Genomic DNA, 17,483 nt, shown 5'->3' on the forward strand with positions numbered 1-17,483 from the left:
CTGGCGGCTCATCCTTCGTGGTCGAGCAGCCACCGCTTCACCGGCAAACCCCAACGGAAGCCGCCGAGTGCGCCCCCGATGCGGAGTATTCGGTGACAGGGCACGAAGAGGGCGGCGGCGTTGCGGGCGCAGGCGTTGGCCGCGGCGCGCGTGGCATCGGGGCGACCGGCGCGGGCGGCGAATTCGGTGTAGGTGAGCGGGCTGCCCGCCGGGACGGCGCGGAGTACGTCCCAGGCGTGCACGAGGAACTCTCCCGACCGCTGGCGCACCGGAATCGGGTCGATCGCGGTGAGGTCGCCTTCATGATAGGCGGTGACCGCGCCGGTCACCTCGCCCAGCGAATCTCGTCGCCGTAACCCGCCGGGGCGCAGGGCGGGGTGGATCAGACCGCGCAGGTTCTCCGCGTCGGAGGTCCAGCCGGAGGCGAGGACCGCGCCGTCGGAGTCGACGAGCGTGGTGAACGGTCCGAGCGGGGTCTCCGTGACGGCGAAATCCGCTGTGCTGGTCGACGTGCCGACGATCTCGGTGTGGACGGCGATGCTTGCGTTCATGATTCGTCACTGCCTTTCGTGGTGGCGAGCGCGGGGATATCGAAAGGTGTGGCGCGGCTGGCCAGCGCCGCTTTCCACAAGTGCATGGACAGATACGACCGCCACGGCGCCCAGCGAGCGGTGTCCGTGAGATCGATGCCGAGCAGGCTCGCGCCGCGGCGGACGACCAGGTCGGTGCCGAGCAGGACGTCCGGATCGGCGAGCAGGCGCATCGTCACATAGTCCGCTGTCCACGGTCCGACGCCGTCCAGCGCGAGCAGGTCGCGGCGCAGGTCGGCGGCGGTGCGTCCTTGGTGCAGCAGCAGGTCGCCGGACGCGAGTGCCTCGGCGGCCGCGATGACGGAACGGATGCGCCGCGCCGGTCCGGTCAACACCTCGGCGCCCCGCTCGGCGATCACCTCGGGTGCGGGGAACAGCAACGGGATCGGCCCGTCCACCCGCTCGCCGAGCGCCTCCACCAGCCGCGCCGTGTGCGTGGCCGCGGCGGACACCGAGATCTGCTGCCCGATCATCGTGCGCAGCAGGAGTTCCGGTCCGTCCACGCACCCGGGCACCCGGATACCCGGCGTGAACGACGGGCCCGCGTCGAGTGCAGACAGCTCGGCCGAGGGTTCGCTCTCGGGCGGCGAGCCCGCCCCCGCATCCGGCAGGTCCTCGGCGGCACGCTCCGGCAGGCGGTTCCCGGAGGCCCCGCGCGCCGCGGGCCCGGCACCGAGCGCTTCGTCGATCCCGACCGGATCGGCGTCCAGATCCAGCAGGTGCCGCAGTCTGGTCACCGTCGGCGCGAGATCGCGCATGTCGTGCAGGGACAGTTCCGCCCGCACGTGGTCGCGCTGGAAGCTCAGTCGCGCGGTGGCGTGCCCGTGCGGCGTGCGCAGGTTCCTGGTGTAGGCACGGTTCTCCCACAATTCCATGCCCGGTACGGCGTGTGCGGACAGGAACCATTCCAGCCAGGCCCGGTCCAGCGGCTCCCGATAGGGCAGCCGCAGCGTGAGCGACCCGCTGCCGGCCTGCGCCGGGCGCGTGGGGGCGGCGGTTTTCGCGCGCTGTGCCTCGAGCCGCATGGTGGTGGGGCTGACCGCGAACACCTCGCGCACCGTGTCGTTGAACTGACGGATGGAGGCGAAACCCGCCGCGAACGCGATATCGGACATGGGCATCGCGGTGGTCTGGATCAGCAGCCGCGCGGTATGCGCTCGGTGCGCCCGGGCCAGCGCCAGTGGCCCCGCGCCGAGTTCGGTGGTCAGCACCCGGGTGAGCTGCCGCTGCGAGTAGCCGAGCGTGGCGGCCAGCCCCGGTACGCCGGCCCGCTCGACCACGCCGTCACCGATCAATCGCATCGCCCGCGCGGCCAGATCCGCCCTCGTGTTCCACAGCGGCGAACCGGGCGCCGCGTCCGGCAGGCAGCGGCGGCAGGCGCGGTAGCCCGCCTGCTGCGCCGCAGCGGCGGTCGGCAGGAACGTCACGTTGGCCCGCTTCGGCGTAATCGCCGGACACGAAGGGCGGCAATAGATTCCGGTGGTCCGCACCGCGGTGAAGAATTGCCCGTCGAATCGAGAGTCCCGGGTCGACACCGCCCGGTAGCAACGTTCGAAATCAAATGCCGTGATCGTCACGCCCACCACAATGGCAGCTGCGGCGAACCCGTGCTAGCGGAAATCAGCCACTATCGCGGGGGGTGGTCACCACCTCACACAACGGTCATGACATCGCACAGTTGCCGCCTGGTCGGCGGTTGTGGCGACTACCAAAGCGGTGTGTGGCGGCTCGGCCGGAAATCTTTTCAGCAGCACCGGTTGGTCGGATTGCGATCCGCCTCGGCATGCCGCTGCCGCCAGTACTCCCGCTCGGTCGGCACGGGGTGGTCCGGATGCCTGCGCCGCAGGTGCTCGACGTAGCGCTGGTAATCCCGGCCCCCGAGGATCGAGTCGAACCACCAGACGCCCGCCCGGAGGCCGTCGCCACACACGCGGGCCGCGGCGCGCAGCCGGGCGCCGACCGGTCGCGCGGACCGGTCGGCGCCCCGGTTCGAGGAGTCGCTCATTGCGCGTGGACGTGTGCCGCGCCGGAAGCGCGCACCTTTCCGTTCGCGATCAACTCGTCCCACTGCTTCTGGACTTCCCTCTCCGCCGCGGTGGCGACGAATCCGCTGGGCGCGAAGATCTTCGACGGCTGCTCCGGCGTCTCGGTGGTCGTCGCCTCCCCGGAGCGCCAGGCGCGGTAGGCCACCACCGCGCCGACCACCGCCACGATCAGCACCAGCACCGCGAACACGATCGACAGCGTGCCCTGGATGAAGGTGTTGCGCACGATCGCGGTCATGTCGTCCTGGGTCTTCGCCGTCAGGCACAGCTTCCCGGCGTCCTGCGCGGCCTGGCAGATGCTGTGCTGCTTCCAGTAGCCGAGCTTCGGATCGGCGGAGAAGATCTTCTGCCACGACGCGGTCATGGTCACCAGCAGGTCCCAGACCAGCGGAATCCCCGGGATCCAGGCCCATTTCGCAAGGCCCTTCTTCACCACGATCACCAGCACCACGGTCAGCGCGATGGCCGCGAGCAACTGGTTGGCGATGCCGAACAGCGGGAACAGCGTGTTGATGCCGCCCAGCGGGTCGGTGACGCCCATCAGCAGGATCGAGCCCCAGGCCGCGACCACGACGGCCGAGCACAGCCACGCGCCCACCCGCCAGGACGGATCGCGGAACTTCTTCGCCGCGCCGCCGAAGTTGCCCAGCGCGTCCGAGAGCATGAACCGCGCCACGCGGGTGCCCGCGTCGATCGTGGTGAGGATGAACAAGGCCTCGAACATGATCGCGAAGTGGTACCAGAACGACTTCATGCTCGCGCCGCCGAGGAACTGGTGGAATACCTCGGAGATGCCGACCGCCAGCGTCGGCGCGCCGCCCGTGCGCGAGATGATCGACGATTCGCCGACGTCGCTCGCGGCCTGGCTGAAGTCCGCCGGAGTCACCGCGGGCCCGCTCAGCCCGAGGCTGTTGGTGTAGGCCGCGGCTTTCTCCGCGGTGCCGCCGGTGAGACCGACCGGCGCGTTCATCGCGAAGTACAGGTGCTGGTCGATGATCGAGGCGGTGATGATGGCCATGACCGCGACGAACGACTCCATCAGCATGCCGCCGTAGCCGATCATCCGCGCGTGCGATTCCTTCTCCAGCAGCTTCGGCGTGGTGCCGGAGGAGACCAGCGCGTGGAAACCGCTCAGCGCGCCGCAGGCGATGGTGATGAACAGGAACGGGAACAGAGAGCCCGCGAAGGCCGGTCCGGTGCCGCTGGAGGCGAACGACGAGACCGCGGGCGCCTGCAGCACCGGCAGCGTGACCAGGATGCCGACCGCGAGCAGCACGATGGTGCCGACCTTCATGAACGTCGACAGGTAGTCGCGCGGCGCCAGCAGCAGCCACACCGGAAGCACCGAGGCGACGAAGCCGTAGGCGATCAGCAGCCACGAGATGGTCACCGGCGAGAGTGTGAACCAGTCCGCGCCCCAGTCGGTTTCGGAGACCCAGCCGCCGCCCACGATGGCCAATAGCAGCAGCGCGAACCCGATCACGGAGACCTCGCCGACCTTGCCCGGCCGCAGGAACCGCAGGTACACACCCATGAACAGGGCGATCGGAATGGTCATGCCGATCGAGAAGACGCCCCACGGGCTGTGCGCGAGCGCGTTGACGACCACCAGCGCGAGCACCGCCAGCAGGATCATCATGATCACCAGGACGCCCACGATGGCCGACCAGCCGCCGATCACGCCCAGCTCGTCGCGGGCCATCTGCCCGAGGCTGCGCCCGCGCCGCTTCATCGAAACCCACAGCACCAGGTAGTCCTGCACGGCGCCGGCCAGCGCCACGCCGACCACGATCCAGATGGTCCCCGGCAGGTAGCCCATCTGCGCGGCCAGCACCGGTCCGACCAGCGGACCCGCGCCCGCGATGGCGGCGAAGTGGTGCCCGTAGAGCACCCGCCGGTCCATCGGCATGTAGTCCTTGCCGTTCTCCAGGATCTCGGCGGGCGTGGCCAGGTCGTCGCGCGGTTTGACGATCTTGCGTTCGATGAACCTGGCGTAGAACCGATACGCGATGACGTAGGTGCACACCGCCGCGATCACGATCCACACCGCGTTCACCGATTCGCCCCGCGAGATGGCGAGCACCGCCCAAGCTATGGCGCCGAGCGCGGCGATCCCGGCGAAGATCAATTTCTTGGCGGGGGTGATCGGGGACTTGTCGACCACGCCGACGGGCGGCAGATCGGGATCGGTCCGCAGATATTCGATTGTCGCCATCTGCCTACTCTCCTGTAAAACGCGCAGGATCTTGCTGAAACACGTGACAACGTATCCGATCGATGAGCGCCGTCGTGCCGATTCCGGACGCCGGACGGTCACCGTGAAATATTGTTCATGTGTCGGCCGTCACCACGTGATTGCCGAACGTATGCTGCCATGCGGTTCGAAGAGCTCCACATCCGCCCCGGAGGAGGGCTGTGTTGCGTGCGAATCCCGTCGGCCGGGTCCGTCGCCGGACGGTGCTCGGGTCGGCGCTGGCCGCGCCGCTGCTGGCGAGCGGCGGCTGCGGCTCCGATGACGACGCGTTGACCTTCTTCTTCCAGGCCAGGCCGGAAGAGGCCCGGGTCCGGCTGAAGATCATCGACGAATTCCGGAAGCTGCATCCCGACATCAGGATTCGCACGGTCATGTCCGGACCGGACCCGCTGCAGCAGATGCTCACCTACTGCGCGGGCGGGAAATGCCCGGACGTGCTGATGGCCTGGGAGCTGCTCTATTCCGGGCTGGCCGAGCGCGGGGTGTTGCTCGACCTGAATACGCTGCTCGCCCGCGATCCGCAGTACGCCGCCGAGTTGAAAGCCGACAGCTACCCGGCGCTGTACGACACCTTCGCTTACGCGGGCGGGCAGTACGCCTTGCCCGAACAGTGGTCCGGAGTGTTCCTCTACTACAACCGGGAACTGTTCGACGAGGCCGGGATCGTCCCGCCCGCGCGCTGGCGTGACGCCTGGTCGTTCGACGAGTTCCTGTCCGCTGCCGAGGCGTTGACCAGGCACGACTCCTCCGGCCGGACTCGGTGGGGCTTCGCCGACGCATGGGTGCCGTACTTCTCGGCGGCCTGCTTCGGCATGAACAACGGCGCCGAATGGTTCTCGCCCTCGGTGAACCCGACCAGAACCAACCTCGGCGATCCGCGGTTCGCCGCAGGATTCCAGTTCTACGCCGACCTCGCCGTACGCCACCGGGTGGCGCCGAAAGCCGCCGACACGCTCTCCGTTTCGGCACCCGACCTGTTCCGGCGAGGTCGTGCGGCGATGGCACTGGGCGGGCACTGGCTGTATTCCGAATTCGCCGGGCACGACGACCTCCCGATCGACGTCACGGTCCTGCCGGTCGGCCCGCACGGCGGTCCCGGCGCCGTCACCGACGTCGGCAGCACCGGGCTGGCCATCGCCGCGGACAGCCCGCGCGTCGAACAGGCTTGGGAGTTCGTCAAATTCGCGACCGGGCCGGTGGGGCAGGCGATCATCGCCGCGTCCGGGCTGTTCGTGCCGGTGCTCGAGTCGGCGATGAGATCGCCGGGGTTCGCCGCCGCGCACCGTGAGATCCGCAATCTCGCGGTGTTCACCGAGGGCCCGGCCAGCTCCCGCCCCTTACCGGTGACGCCCGCCTGGGGCAAGGTGTCGGCCTTGCTCGAGCGCGGCTCCAACCGGGTGCTGCGCGGCGCCGCCACCGCCGCGTCCTTGGACGGGCGTTTCGCCGCCGACGTCGACGCGCTGCTGGACACGCCATGACTGGAGCGCAGCCGTCGCAAACCTCAGGCAAAGACTCGCGCGGCGTCGCGTCCCGGTTGGCGCGGCGGCGGGAACGCGCCGGATGGGCTTTCGTCGCGCCCAACGTGGCGGCGGTCGCGATTTTCTTGTTGTTCCCGTTGGGATTTTCGCTCTATTTGAGTTTTCATTCGTGGGACTTGTTCGGCCCCATGCGTTTCGTCGGTGTGGACAACTATCGGCGGCTGTTCGCGTCCGATCCGTTGTTTCTCATCGCGGTGCGCAACACGGCCGTTTTCACCGTGTCGACGCTGGTGCCCACGGTGGTGATCGGACTCGCCGTCGCCGCCGCGTTGAATCGAAAATGGCGCGGCATCGGCATATTTCGCACCATCGCGTTTCTGCCGCTGGTCGCCTCGGCGGTCGCCATGGCCGTGGTGTGGCGGTTCCTGTTCACCGACGACGGGCTGCTCAACCTCGCGCTCGGCCGGCTCGGCGTCGATCCGGTGCCCTGGCTGACCCATCCCGACTGGGCGCTGGTCTCGCTCAGCATCGTCACCGTGTGGAAAAGCGTGCCGTTCGCGACGGTCATCCTGCTGGCCGCCATGCAGGGCGTGCCGGAGACGCTCTACGAGGCGGCGAAGATCGACGGGGCCGGGGCGCTGCGGCGGTTCTTCTCTATCACCCTGCCGCTGATCCGGGGCCCGCTGTCGTTCGTCTTCATCATCACCATCATCAATTCGGTGCAAGCGTTCGACCAGGCCTACGCGCTGACCGGCGGCAACGGGGGACCGGAGACGGGTACGTACCTGCTGGGGATCATGCTGTTCCAGAACGCGTTCGGCTTCTACGAGGTCGGTTACGCCTCCGCGCTCGCCTGGGTGATCTTCGCGATGCTGTTCCTGCTGACTCTGGTGCAACTGCGGATGGCCCGGCGCTCGGAGGTGGAACAGTGAATACCTATGAAGCGGCCCGGCGCGCCCTGCCGGTCCGGCGCGACCGCGCGATCGTCGCGCTCGGCCGGGTCGACCGGGCCATCGTGCGACGGGTCGTGCGCGGGACCGCGATCTACGCGGTGCTGGTCGGCATCGCGTGGTGCGCGCTGCTGCCGATCCTGTGGGCGGTGTCGGGCTCGCTGAAGCGGGACGGCGAGATCGCCGACGCGGCGTTGCTTCCCCAGCGGCCGCAGTGGTCGAACTACGGGAAGGTCTTCGAGCTGCTGCCGATGGGGCGGATGCTGCTCAACACCACGGTCTACGCGCTGTGCGTGACAGCGGGGCAGGTCTTCTTCTGCTCGCTGGCCGGATACGCGTTCGCCCGCTTGCGCTTCCGCGGGCGCGACATGCTGTTCCTCGCCTACCTCGCGACGCTCATGGTGCCGCTGACCGTCACGGTGATCCCGCAGTTCCTGCTGATGCGGGCGTTCGGCTGGGTGGACACCCCATGGGCGATGATCGTGCCCGGCCTGTTCGGCAGCGCGTTCGGCACGTATCTGATGCGGCAGTTCTTCCGCACACTGCCCGAGGAACTCGAGGAGGCGGCCATCCTCGACGGCTGCTCCACCTGGCAGGTCTATTGGCGGGTCCTGCTGCCGCACACCCGCCCGGCCTTGATGGTGCTCGCCGTGCTCACCTGGATCACCGTGTGGAACGACTTCCTCTGGCCCCTGGTCATGATCCAGCGCGAGGACGTCGCCACCGCGACCCTGGGGCTGGTCCGGCTGCAAGGCCAGTACCACACCCAGTGGCCGATCCTCATGGCCGCCGCTGTCGTCATCCTGCTTCCGCTGCTGCTCATCTACGCGATCACCCAGCGCGCGTTCATCCGCGGCATCGCGATGTCGGGGCTGGGCGGGCGCTGAGGACATGCGCTCGGGTTCGCCCGGTCCGGGGCGGCTTCGCGCGCCTTCTCCGTTGCCAGTGAGCACGACGGTCGTTCGGCGCGTTCGTCTGCACCATGCCGTTGCGTCCTCGCGCGGCGGGGGCGGTGAACGAGTTTTCCGCACCTGCTCCGGTTGCCGATCTGCGATCGCCCTGCGCGCGCTCATCTGCGGAATCGCGATGTCGGGGCTCGGCGGGCGCCAGTGGGTTCGCCCGGTCCGGGGCGGCTTCGCGTGCGTGCTGCGTTGCCGGTGGCCACGATGATCGTCCAGTGCGTTCGTTCGCGCCCTCGTGACGTTCGGCGGTCGGTGGCCGAGTGAGCTGCCCTCGCGTCGGTTCGACCACGCGCGGTCGGTGGGAACGCGGCCCGCCTGATTCGGCCGGTGATCCATCTGACCGCCCGGCACCGCTCCCGGGCTCGCCCGGTCCCGGATGGGCGGCTTCGTTCGGCTGGTCAGGCGCCGTGAGCACGGGGATCGCCGGCGCGTCGGTCTCCCGCCGACACAGTGTTCGGCGAACGATGACTGGCTGCGCTCCGGTTCACTGCGGCCGGGGTAGTCGCGGCTGAACTTCGCCCGCCTCGTCGGCGCGGTACCGCGGCCGGGCGGAGGTCTTCGCCGGCCGCGGCTGCGCTCTGTGCAGGGGCGTCGCTTCCGCGCCGATCAAGCGCCCCAGTAAGTCCCGAAACTCCAAAGATTGCCCTCTGGGTCGCGCACCGTGAAGCCGCGCGATCCGTAGTCCTCGTCGCGCAGGCCGCGGACCACTTCGGCGCCCGCGGCGGTCGCGCGGGCGAACAAGGCGTCGGGCTCTTCGCAGACCAGGTAGACCGAGTCGGTGCCGGTCGGGCGGCTGCTGAACGGGCTGTCGTCCTTACCGGCCGAGCCGAACATGACGCCGCCGCCCAGCGGCCAGCGCAGTTCCGCGTGCTCGACGATCGACGGATCGTCCTCGCGGGCGTAGAGCGCGGCCTCCCGGAAGCCGAACGCCTCGACCAGGAAGGTGGCCATGGCGCGGGCATCGCGGAAGGTCAGCGTGGGCCAGACGGCGGTGCGGGTGCTGGTTTCTGTGGGATTCGTCATGGATTCATCGTCAATCGGCGGACACGTCGGGGGCTTGGACGGATGGAACCTCCTCGGCCAGCCACGAGGTCGGGCTCGTTCCGGCGAGATCGGCGAAGTCACGATCCAGATGAGCCTGGTCGTAGTACCCGCAGGTGGCGGCCACCTGGGCGATGGTGACGTAGGAGGGCGTGTGCGCGAGCATGCGACGGGCCCGTTCGAAACGGGTGATCCGGGCGGCGAGTTTCGGGCTGAGACCGAACTCCCTGTTGAACCGGCGCGTCAGATGTTGCCTGGTCCACCCGATCTGCTCGGCCAGTGGGCCGATCGCGATGCCGCCCCCGGAACCGACCACACTGCGCCAGGCCCAGGTGAGTTCCGGCCCGACCGAGCGATCCGGATCGGCGAGCGCCGAAAGCACCTGGTCACAGGCGGTGAAACGGTCCGGCCAGGTCGGCGCGTACTGCAACCGTTCCCATAACTCGAGGCCGACGGGCCCGACGACATCGGCGAACTCGACGGACGTATCCCACAGCGCCGCCGCAGGCAAGCCGAACAAAGTGCGACAACCGAGCGGCGTCAGCGCGACGGCCACGCCCTCCTGGTGACCGTCGTGCGCGATCAGCGCCGTGCTCGCCTGTAAGCCGCTCAGCACGCACCGGTAGTTCTGCGGCGACTGGCGCGGATCGGTTTGCTCGATGACGTCGATCGTCGGACCGATGGCGACGATGAACGTCATATGCCGCGACGGCAACCCGCGATGGATCGCGGCCGCGAACCCGGACATGCGATATCCCACGTAGCGGTCGATGAACGCGGCGAGCACGGGCGCCGGACGCGCAGTCACCACCTCGGTGGTCGGCTCCATACGGGCCACGCTACGCCGGGGGACCGACAGGCTCTTGAGTCGATCAGTTCGCGACGTTGACGTGCTTGCGGACCGCCGATTCGTCCGCGGCCGTGTCGAGCAGGCATGCGGCCAAGTCGTCGCGGGTGATGCGGATGCCGAACAGCTCCTTCGCGCTGACGCGGGATCAGTCGTGACCGGCTCCGACGCGCGCAGCGCCCGTCGCAGGCACCACCGGCCTCGGATCGACTCGCGCTCTTCGGTGGGGTGCCCGGTCGAGGTCGTTCCGCTGACTCGGACATGTATGGCACCGGCTTACTCGAAGGCTCTCCACCGGTTCCGGCCGCCGGTGAGATCTACCACTACAGCGTGTAGTGGACTGTGCTCACCGGTTACCGTTGCGCCTCCTAACGATTTCTGGAGGTGTTGATGCGGCGGGTGCAGTACGAGCGCAGCGGTGGTCCCGAGGTGCTCGAGCTCGTCTCGGTCGAGGTTCCGACGCCAGGGCCGGGGGAGCTGCTGGTCCGTGTGGAGGCGGTCGGGGTGACCCTGCCGGTGGTGCGGAAGGTGCGTGAGCAGCGCGAACCGATCGCCCTGGGTGGCGAAGTCGCGGGCGAGGTAGTGGCGGTGGGAGAGGGCGTCGAGCATTACGCGCCCGGGTACCGGGTGACCGGCCTCGTGTTCGGACACGGCTATGCCGACTACGCGCTGCTGTCGGCGGCCATGGCCTCGCCCATCCCCGACGGAGCGTCGGCCGTCGACGCGGTCGCGCTTGTGCGCAGCGGCCTGGTGGCGCTCGGCGCGCTCGATGCCGCGGCTCCGCGGGAAGGCGAGGCCGCCTTGATCACCGCCGCCGCGAGCGGCGTCGGTCATCTCGCGGTCCAGCTCGCACGGGTGCGCGGCGCGGCACGAGTGGTCGGCGCGGTGTCGGATCTCGCCAAAGCGGAGTTCGTCCAGGAGCTCGGCGCGGACGACGTGGTCGAGTACGGCCAGGAGTCCTGGGGCGCTCCGGTCGACTACGTGCTCGACGCGGTCGGCGGCGACCTCCTCACGCCCGCGCTCGCGGCGCTGGCCCCCGGCGGACGCTTGGTCGCCTACAGCTCGGGCGGCGGCACCATCCAGGCATACGACCTGCTGGTCGGCGCGAAATCCGTCATCGGCTTCCAAATGGCCCGCATCGCGCGAAACCAGCCCGACGTGTACGAACACTGGCGCCAAGAGCTCTGGCAGTACTTCGCCTCCGGTCAACTACGCCCCGCCGTACACGCCCAATACCCCCTCGAGGAAGCGGCCACCGCCCACGCCGCCATCGAAGCCCATGCCAACCTCGGCAAAGTCGTCCTCATCCCCTGACCAGCCGCGCGAGTGGCACATGGCTGCGGCAAACGTCGAGAAGACCTCTCCACCATGTGCCACTCGCGGGACGCGTAGACTCTGTTCCTCGTGAGTCTCACCCTCGGAATTGTTGGCCTGCCGAACGTCGGGAAGTCGACGCTGTTCAACGCGTTGACCAAGAACGACGTGCTCGCCGCGAACTACCCGTTCGCGACGATCGAGCCGAACGTCGGCGTGGTTCCGCTGCCCGACCCGCGGCTGAACAAGCTGGCCGAGATCTTCTCCTCCGAGCGGATCGTGCCCGCCACCGTCTCGTTCGTCGACATCGCGGGCATCGTCAAAGGCGCCTCCGAGGGCGCGGGTCTGGGCAACAAGTTCCTCGCCAACATCCGCGAGGCCGACGCCATCTGCCAGGTGGTGCGAGTGTTCGCCGACGACGACGTGGTGCACGTCGACGGCCGCGTCGACCCCGGCGCCGACATCGAGGTGATCGAGACCGAACTCATCCTCGCCGACCTGCAGACCCTGGAGAAGGCGGTCGTGCGGTTGGAGAAGGAAGCCAAGGTCAAGAAGGACCGCAAGCCGGTCGCCGACGCGGCCAAGACCGCGCAGGAGATCCTCAACAGCGGCACCACCCTGTTCGCCGCGGCCGACAAGGTGGACACCGAGCTGCTGAAAGAACTCTCGCTGCTCACCACCAAGCCCTTCCTCTACGTCTTCAACGCCGACGAGTCGGTGCTCACCGACGAGGCGAAGGTCGCCGAGCTGAAAGCGTCCGTCGCTCCGGCCGATTCGGTCTTCCTCGACGCCAAGGTGGAAGCCGAACTCCTCGAACTCGACGAGGAATCCGCGACCGAACTCCTCGAATCCATCGGCCAGACCGAACCCGGCCTGCACGCGCTGGCCCGAGCCGGCTTCCACACTCTCGGCCTGCAGACCTACCTCACCGCGGGCCCGAAAGAGGCCCGCGCCTGGACCATCCACCAGGGCGACACCGCCCCCAAGGCCGCCGGCGTCATCCACACCGACTTCGAACGCGGCTTCATCAAGGCCGAAGTCGTCGCCTTCGACGACCTGGTCGAAGCGGGCTCCATGGCGGCCGCCAAGGCCGCGGGCAAGGTCCGCATGGAAGGCAAGGACTACGTCATGTCCGACGGCGACGTGGTCGAGTTCCGTAGCGGATTAGCGTCTGGGAAGAAGTAGTGCAGCGCGTGTATCGCTGCTGATATACACTCTGCTGAGCCCCCAGCCGTGTCCGGGTGGGGGCTCAGTCGTTTCGCCCGGCACCGCGTGATGTTTGGTTCGGTCAGCGCGGGCGGCATGAGCGGACGTTTGCATGTCGGGAGGACTCGACTCATCAATTCCGATGGTCTTGAACGCCCGAAGGTAGGCATCCCATGCGACAGATCCCGTCTCAAGACGACCGACCGACACCAACCCCGGTCGTGGCGCCTTACGCGCGCCGGACGGCGTTGGCAGTCTGGCTTCGGCCTGAGCGGGTTGTCCTGAATCGTGATCGTTCAGCTGGCACGATTGAGCGGTGACTGGAACCACGGCGCACGACGTGTTCGCGATCCCTGACGACTCCCACCATGCACGGGTCCCTTACTACCTTTGGGAGTACGCCCACGATCATGCCAATCTGGCAGAAGCTGCCGATGAGCTGCAGCGCTTTCTCGCGGACGTAGCCAACGAAGCGTCCATCACAGTTCACACGATTCAGGCGCGTGCCAAGACACTGAGCTCCTACCAAGACAAGTCCTTGAAGAAGCTTGATGACGGAACAGCGAAGTACCCTGACCCGAAGGACCCGGAGACGGGAATCCAGGACTGCATCGCCGCACGGGTGATCCTGTATACCTCGCAGGCCCGGGACGACTTTGCTGACCAAATCACCCGGCGAGCTGCAGCCGGTGACCCGTTCAACCCGGGTGACGAGAAGCACAACGGGTACGACAGCGTTCACGTCATCGTCAAGGAAGTCACCAATGACGCACTAAAGACCCGCTATAAAGCTCTCGCCAAATACCTTGAGACATATCCGGGCCTGGAGATTCAGCTTCGAAGCGTCGCAGCTCACGCCTGGGCGGAGTACGAGCACGACATCCGATACAAGTCCCCGGCATACCAGGCGTTATCGAAGAACGACCGCGAGCAAGTGGACCAGTACTTCGTCGAAGCAGGCGGCCTACGGCGGTTCATGGACGAGTTATTCGACCGGATCGACGGGCTCATGGCGAAGGAAGATGACAGCACATCTCCCGTAGACCCCGATGAACTGACCGACGAAGTCGGGTACTCCAAGGACGAACCTGGCGAAGACCACGACCTCGCCACCGATACACTTCGCAGCTTGATCGAGGAGCGTTTCCCGAAGAACGATGTCGGCGAGAACGCCTCAGTGGCAGAGCTGATCTCGAACCTCGGCCCATTAGGCGTCCGTTCAATCGGACGTCTGAAATCGACGCTCGCACAGATTGAATCCGACGACGTCTTCAGTCTCATGGAGTACCCAGTAACACCAACCGGTACGCGCCGCCTCGACGACGAACTGCTCACGGCATTTACCGAGCGCTATGTGGAGAATGCGCCTAACGATGACCGTCAACAACTCCTTAGGCTCCGGTTGCGTAAAGTCCGAGGCAAGTATGCCATCTACTCGATCCACAACGGCGAAACATTTGGGCCTGCCGTACCTGCGGCACGCGCAGTGCGGGATCTCGCCCATATGGTTGCAACCGCCCACGGCAGAGACGCGGCGCTCATTGATGGCGCAATCGCGCTCGACGCCGACGAGTTGAAAAGTTCCGCCAAACCCGGCGCTGTGCCCACACCCGACGGCGACCTCCAGGTCGCAACCAACCTCTCCCGTCCCTGGGCCGAGGAGATCCTGAAGACACTGATGGAACGTGCAACCGGGTCTGGTTGGAGTGTGACACGTGCAGGAGACGTACTGGTCGAGGCGCCCTCGGCTGTGGTTTCTGGCGAGCCAGCGACGGGTGATATACCTGCCACTGAGGTCACTGAGCCGCACCGCAAGAACGACACGTAATCGGCATGAGTGCCCACTCTTGTCCGCTATAGCCAGCATGGCAAGGTGGCTGGAGGTGCGGTCCTGAGGCCTTCCGCCGGCAGGTGGATCAGTGGGTCGTGTGCACAGGTTATTCGGCTTCGGAACGCGAGCCGACCTCCGCGCACTGCGTTTGACCTGCATCTGTTCGGCGTCAAGGCTGTCGAGTTCCGTAGCGGAGTAGCGTCTGCGAAGAAGTAGAGCCGCGGCGCGCCTGTTCACTGCGCCACCGTCGCCGCAGTTCGCCGCCATGGAACAGTTCGATCCGTCTGGGCTTCCGGACAGCTCCTGTCGGGATGCAACAATGAACAGGTGGCCAACGAGGACGCTGATCGAACTGCCGAGATCGAGCATCTGATTTCTCTCGGAAACAACGTGATTTCCTTCATTACAAATTCGGTCGAGATGCTCAACAGGACTTATTTCGCAATTAGCTTGGGAAACCAGGCCAAGACGCTTGCTTGGGCGACGTCAAGCGCTATAGCCATGATTTCCGGAGCGCCGAAGGAGTACCTAGATATCGTGCAAACGATAAAAACTTACTCCGACGACATAACCCGGCGCACCGAGGAAAATTCCGAATGGCTGGATATTCCACCAGAAGGTTTTCCGCTTCTTCATGCAACGCAGCTGATTGGTGTATGGGGCGCGCTCGAAAGCTTCATCGGCGATGTATTCAAAGCATCGCTCAGGTATCGACCCGAGCTTCTCGCGGGCAAGGATTTCGAGAAGGTTAGCCTGCCTGTGGGCCTAATCGCTAAGGGAACTGACGAGCTGTACTCGACAATCTACCAGCGGGTGCTTCCTCCGGGCAGCGGCCAAATCGGGAAGCTGGAGGGTGTTTTGAATATGGTTGGTCTAGGCGGACCGATTGACGCTGGTCTTAAAAAAAATCTGCATAGCGCCCATCAGATTCGAAACCTTTGGGCTCATAACGCGGGAGAGGTAGATGCGCATTTTATAGAGCAATGCCCCCATCTGGATTATGAAATAGGAGATATCGTCGAAATTTCCGTCAGGCGCTACGAGGAATTAAATCAAGCAATAATCAACTACGTCTCGTTGATTTTGGATCGGATCTATAATCGCGGATTTGATACGGTCGCATCATGACTGACGTGGGGACAGCCGAATGGGCTGAGAAGTTAGCGCGGAAGCACCTAGCGTCCCTAACGCTGAGGCTCGCCCATGTCGAGGGTGTGGTTCGGCAGGCTGAACGTGCCTCACGGGTGGTCGACGATCCAATATTGCTGGTCGCCGCTGCATGGCTCCACGATATCGGCTACGCGCCAAATATCAGGCGTACGGGTTTCCATCCCGTCGACGGTGCTGAGTTCCTGCATCAGATCGGTGTCGATGACCGGCTCTGCGGCTTGGTTGCGAATCATTCCTGCGCATGTGTGGAGGCTCGGCGTCGCGGGGTTCGTATCGTGTGGCCCGACGAGCAGTCCGCGTTGCGGGATGCGCTGTGGTGGGCGGATATGACTACCACACCAATGGGAGATGTGACCGGAGTTCGTGAACGGATTGCCGAGGTGCAGGAGCGGTATGGTCCCGAGCACGTTGTGACGCAGTCGGTCGCAGAGGCCGCGCCGGTTCTGTTTGGGGCGGTCAATCGGACAGAAGGCCGACTGGAGCACTCATCGCCGCTCAGGTGAAGTACGGAACTGCCGTCTCCTCCAGGCCTTTGCATATCCTGAGCCAGATGGACGGATGGATATCCCGGTCGTGCAGCTCTGCCGGAGTTACCCACTCGACCGCTGCTGACTCCTCGCTCGTCCGTGGTGTGCCGCTGATCGGATGGGCGCGAAAACAAATGGAGAACTCTTGGCGGACCTCACCGTCGTCGTAGGCGATGACGTGATCAGGGTCTGAGAAGATGCCGATTAGCTCAGTGACCATGACGTCGATACCTGTCTCCTCGCGCACCTCCCGCACGACTGCTTGTGCCACAGTTTCACCTGCCTCGAGGCCACCGCCAGGGATCGAATACTTGCCATTGTCGGTGCGACGAATGAGCAGTATCCGGCCTTCGTCGTCCTGGACGAGCGCGCTCACCGCCACTTTGATGCTGTTCGCGGGCGGCGCGGTCGGATCGTGGAAGTAATCGGTCCGGCTCATGCGTGGCTCCCAAAGTCGGCTTCGTAACTCTGCGTCCAGACCTGTTCGAAACTAGTTGTGTACGTCTCGAAAAGGTCGGCGGCTGGCAGCAGCTTCAGGTGCATTGCCGGGGCGTACGCGCCCGGCTGCCCGTACACGTGCATGTTGACGATCATCTCGTTGTCAAACCTGAAAATCGAGTTGTAGAGCGTGGTCCGGTGGTAGCGGATTTCGACACCATCGATCGCCGACAGTGGTTCGATGAGGGCCAAGGCGTTGCGGATCCTCGCTGGCACGGTCCCGGCGGCAAGCCGTTCTTCGGTGCTTCGCTTGGTCGCTTCGTCCTCGTCGGGATCGCCGAACAGCAGGCGCACTTTCAGGCCCTCGCGGGTCTTCTGCCGGATTGTCCTTGCGAAGGATGGTTCTTCCGCGAGGAACAGGCCCGCCAGGACGAGAACGTCGACTCGTTCTTTCGCTTGTGAGAGCAGGCGCGTCCACAAGTCGAGGGGGATCGAGTTTCGGTGCGGATACAGCTTGATCACTTCTGAGTGCGCCATCTCGGTCCGGCGCTCCGCGGGCAGCGCGTCCGGCCAGAGATAGTTCTCCGTCTCGCGCACCATCGACGCGACCTTATGGCGGTGGCGGGGATAAGGTGTGCGGCCCTTCGTGATCCATCGCTCGACGGTCTTCTCATCGACGCCGGTCGCTACCGCGACCTCTGCGAGATCCAAACCGTTGCGGAGCAGCGCTTCTCGGAGCCGGTCGTTCGGCATCGCGACCCCCTTTGGGACGACTAGGGACGTCTTAACGGTACATGAGACGTTCTCGCGACGTCCACCGCTGGGGTCGT

The 17,483-nt window shown here is 66.2% G+C and carries 16 protein-coding genes; 8 read left to right on the plus strand and 8 right to left on the minus strand.

The genetic code is table 11. From position 1 onward, the window contains the following. Positions 1 to 8: 8 nt before the first annotated feature. From QMG86_RS03655 to QMG86_RS03670, 4 genes are all read right to left on the minus strand, one after another. On the minus strand, positions 9 to 551 hold the full coding sequence (locus tag QMG86_RS03655; RefSeq protein ID WP_281877671.1) for a methylated-DNA--[protein]-cysteine S-methyltransferase: 543 nt from the start codon (positions 549 to 551) through the stop codon (positions 9 to 11). Beyond that, entirely contained in the window at positions 548 to 2,167 is a 1,620-nt protein-coding gene (locus QMG86_RS03660) for a DNA-3-methyladenine glycosylase 2 family protein (protein ID WP_434086152.1), read from the minus strand. The genes QMG86_RS03655 and QMG86_RS03660 overlap by 4 nt, the downstream gene beginning before the upstream one ends. Positions 2,168 to 2,334: 167 nt before the next feature. After that, the gene (locus tag QMG86_RS03665; RefSeq protein ID WP_281880756.1) at positions 2,335 to 2,520 is read right to left on the minus strand and encodes a YbdD/YjiX family protein; all 186 of its coding nucleotides are present in this window, start codon (positions 2,518 to 2,520) and stop codon (positions 2,335 to 2,337) included. Between the two features lie 71 nt (positions 2,521 to 2,591). Beyond that, on the minus strand, positions 2,592 to 4,850 hold the full coding sequence (locus QMG86_RS03670; protein WP_281877673.1) for a carbon starvation CstA family protein: 2,259 nt from the start codon (positions 4,848 to 4,850) through the stop codon (positions 2,592 to 2,594). 203 nt (positions 4,851 to 5,053) lie between these two features. Between QMG86_RS03670 and QMG86_RS03675 the strand changes: the two genes are divergently transcribed. The 3 genes from QMG86_RS03675 to QMG86_RS03685 all read left to right on the plus strand — a co-directional run bounded on the left by QMG86_RS03675 (position 5,054) and on the right by QMG86_RS03685 (position 8,204). Beyond that, positions 5,054 to 6,367, plus strand: coding sequence for an ABC transporter substrate-binding protein (locus tag QMG86_RS03675; protein WP_281877674.1), 1,314 nt, complete (start codon positions 5,054 to 5,056; stop codon positions 6,365 to 6,367). 56 nt (positions 6,368 to 6,423) lie between these two features. Beyond that, positions 6,424 to 7,299 carry a carbohydrate ABC transporter permease gene (locus QMG86_RS03680; protein WP_281880757.1) on the plus strand — a complete coding sequence of 292 codons (876 nt, stop codon included), beginning with the start codon at positions 6,424 to 6,426 and terminating at the stop codon, positions 7,297 to 7,299. Between the two features lie 80 nt (positions 7,300 to 7,379). Continuing rightward, positions 7,380 to 8,204: a carbohydrate ABC transporter permease gene (locus QMG86_RS03685; protein WP_434086190.1), complete on the plus strand. Its 825-nt coding sequence runs from the start codon at positions 7,380 to 7,382 to the stop codon at positions 8,202 to 8,204. Between the two features lie 681 nt (positions 8,205 to 8,885). Here the strand turns inward: QMG86_RS03685 and QMG86_RS03690 are convergent. Together QMG86_RS03690 and QMG86_RS03695 are read right to left on the minus strand one after the other, a co-directional pair. After that, positions 8,886 to 9,302: a VOC family protein gene (locus tag QMG86_RS03690; RefSeq protein WP_281877675.1), complete on the minus strand. Its 417-nt coding sequence runs from the start codon at positions 9,300 to 9,302 to the stop codon at positions 8,886 to 8,888. Between the two features lie 10 nt (positions 9,303 to 9,312). Then, positions 9,313 to 10,149, minus strand: a complete 837-nt coding sequence (locus QMG86_RS03695) for a helix-turn-helix domain-containing protein (RefSeq protein WP_281877676.1) — start codon at positions 10,147 to 10,149, stop codon at positions 9,313 to 9,315. Between the two features lie 408 nt (positions 10,150 to 10,557). Here QMG86_RS03695 and QMG86_RS03700 point away from each other — a divergent pair, with 408 nt between their 5' ends. From QMG86_RS03700 to QMG86_RS03720, 5 genes are all read left to right on the plus strand, one after another. After that, entirely contained in the window at positions 10,558 to 11,481 is a 924-nt protein-coding gene (locus QMG86_RS03700) for a quinone oxidoreductase family protein (RefSeq protein ID WP_281877678.1), read from the plus strand. A gap of 90 nt (positions 11,482 to 11,571) precedes the next feature. Next, on the plus strand, positions 11,572 to 12,666 hold the full coding sequence (gene ychF / locus QMG86_RS03705; RefSeq protein WP_281877679.1) for a redox-regulated ATPase YchF: 1,095 nt from the start codon (positions 11,572 to 11,574) through the stop codon (positions 12,664 to 12,666). 337 nt (positions 12,667 to 13,003) lie between these two features. Beyond that, positions 13,004 to 14,515 carry a RelA/SpoT-related domain-containing protein gene (locus QMG86_RS03710; RefSeq protein ID WP_281877680.1) on the plus strand — a complete coding sequence of 504 codons (1,512 nt, stop codon included), beginning with the start codon at positions 13,004 to 13,006 and terminating at the stop codon, positions 14,513 to 14,515. A gap of 330 nt (positions 14,516 to 14,845) precedes the next feature. Beyond that, positions 14,846 to 15,646 (plus strand): hypothetical protein, encoded by an 801-nt coding sequence (locus QMG86_RS03715; protein WP_281877681.1) that lies wholly within the window; start codon positions 14,846 to 14,848, stop codon positions 15,644 to 15,646. Then, positions 15,643 to 16,191, plus strand: coding sequence for an HD domain-containing protein (locus tag QMG86_RS03720; RefSeq protein ID WP_281877682.1), 549 nt, complete (start codon positions 15,643 to 15,645; stop codon positions 16,189 to 16,191). The genes QMG86_RS03715 and QMG86_RS03720 overlap by 4 nt, the downstream gene beginning before the upstream one ends. Here QMG86_RS03720 and QMG86_RS03725 read toward each other — a convergent pair. Together QMG86_RS03725 and QMG86_RS03730 are read right to left on the minus strand one after the other, a co-directional pair. Continuing rightward, positions 16,184 to 16,654, minus strand: coding sequence for an NUDIX hydrolase (locus QMG86_RS03725; protein ID WP_281877683.1), 471 nt, complete (start codon positions 16,652 to 16,654; stop codon positions 16,184 to 16,186). The genes QMG86_RS03720 and QMG86_RS03725 overlap by 8 nt on opposite strands. After that, positions 16,651 to 17,406, minus strand: coding sequence for an XRE family transcriptional regulator (locus tag QMG86_RS03730; protein ID WP_281877684.1), 756 nt, complete (start codon positions 17,404 to 17,406; stop codon positions 16,651 to 16,653). The genes QMG86_RS03725 and QMG86_RS03730 overlap by 4 nt, the downstream gene beginning before the upstream one ends. Positions 17,407 to 17,483: the final 77 nt, after the last annotated feature.

The organism is Nocardia sputorum (assembly GCF_027924405.1).
GTDB lineage: Bacteria > Actinomycetota > Actinomycetes > Mycobacteriales > Mycobacteriaceae > Nocardia > Nocardia sputorum.

What these genes read in the sequence shown, in the direction of transcription:
- QMG86_RS03700 (WP_281877678.1), top strand. Translation starts at nt 10,558, where the DNA reads ATGCGGCGGGTGCAGTACGAGCGCAGCGGTGGTCCCGAGGTGCTCGAG.
- QMG86_RS03725 (WP_281877683.1), bottom strand. Translation starts at nt 16,654, where the DNA reads ATGAGCCGGACCGATTACTTCCACGATCCGACCGCGCCGCCCGCGAAC.
- QMG86_RS03730 (WP_281877684.1), bottom strand. Translation starts at nt 17,406, where the DNA reads ATGCCGAACGACCGGCTCCGAGAAGCGCTGCTCCGCAACGGTTTGGAT.
- QMG86_RS03655 (WP_281877671.1), bottom strand. Translation starts at nt 551, where the DNA reads ATGAACGCAAGCATCGCCGTCCACACCGAGATCGTCGGCACGTCGACC.
- QMG86_RS03690 (WP_281877675.1), bottom strand. Translation starts at nt 9,302, where the DNA reads ATGACGAATCCCACAGAAACCAGCACCCGCACCGCCGTCTGGCCCACG.
- QMG86_RS03695 (WP_281877676.1), bottom strand. Translation starts at nt 10,149, where the DNA reads ATGGAGCCGACCACCGAGGTGGTGACTGCGCGTCCGGCGCCCGTGCTC.
- QMG86_RS03670 (WP_281877673.1), bottom strand. Translation starts at nt 4,850, where the DNA reads ATGGCGACAATCGAATATCTGCGGACCGATCCCGATCTGCCGCCCGTC.
- QMG86_RS03720 (WP_281877682.1), top strand. Translation starts at nt 15,643, where the DNA reads ATGACTGACGTGGGGACAGCCGAATGGGCTGAGAAGTTAGCGCGGAAG.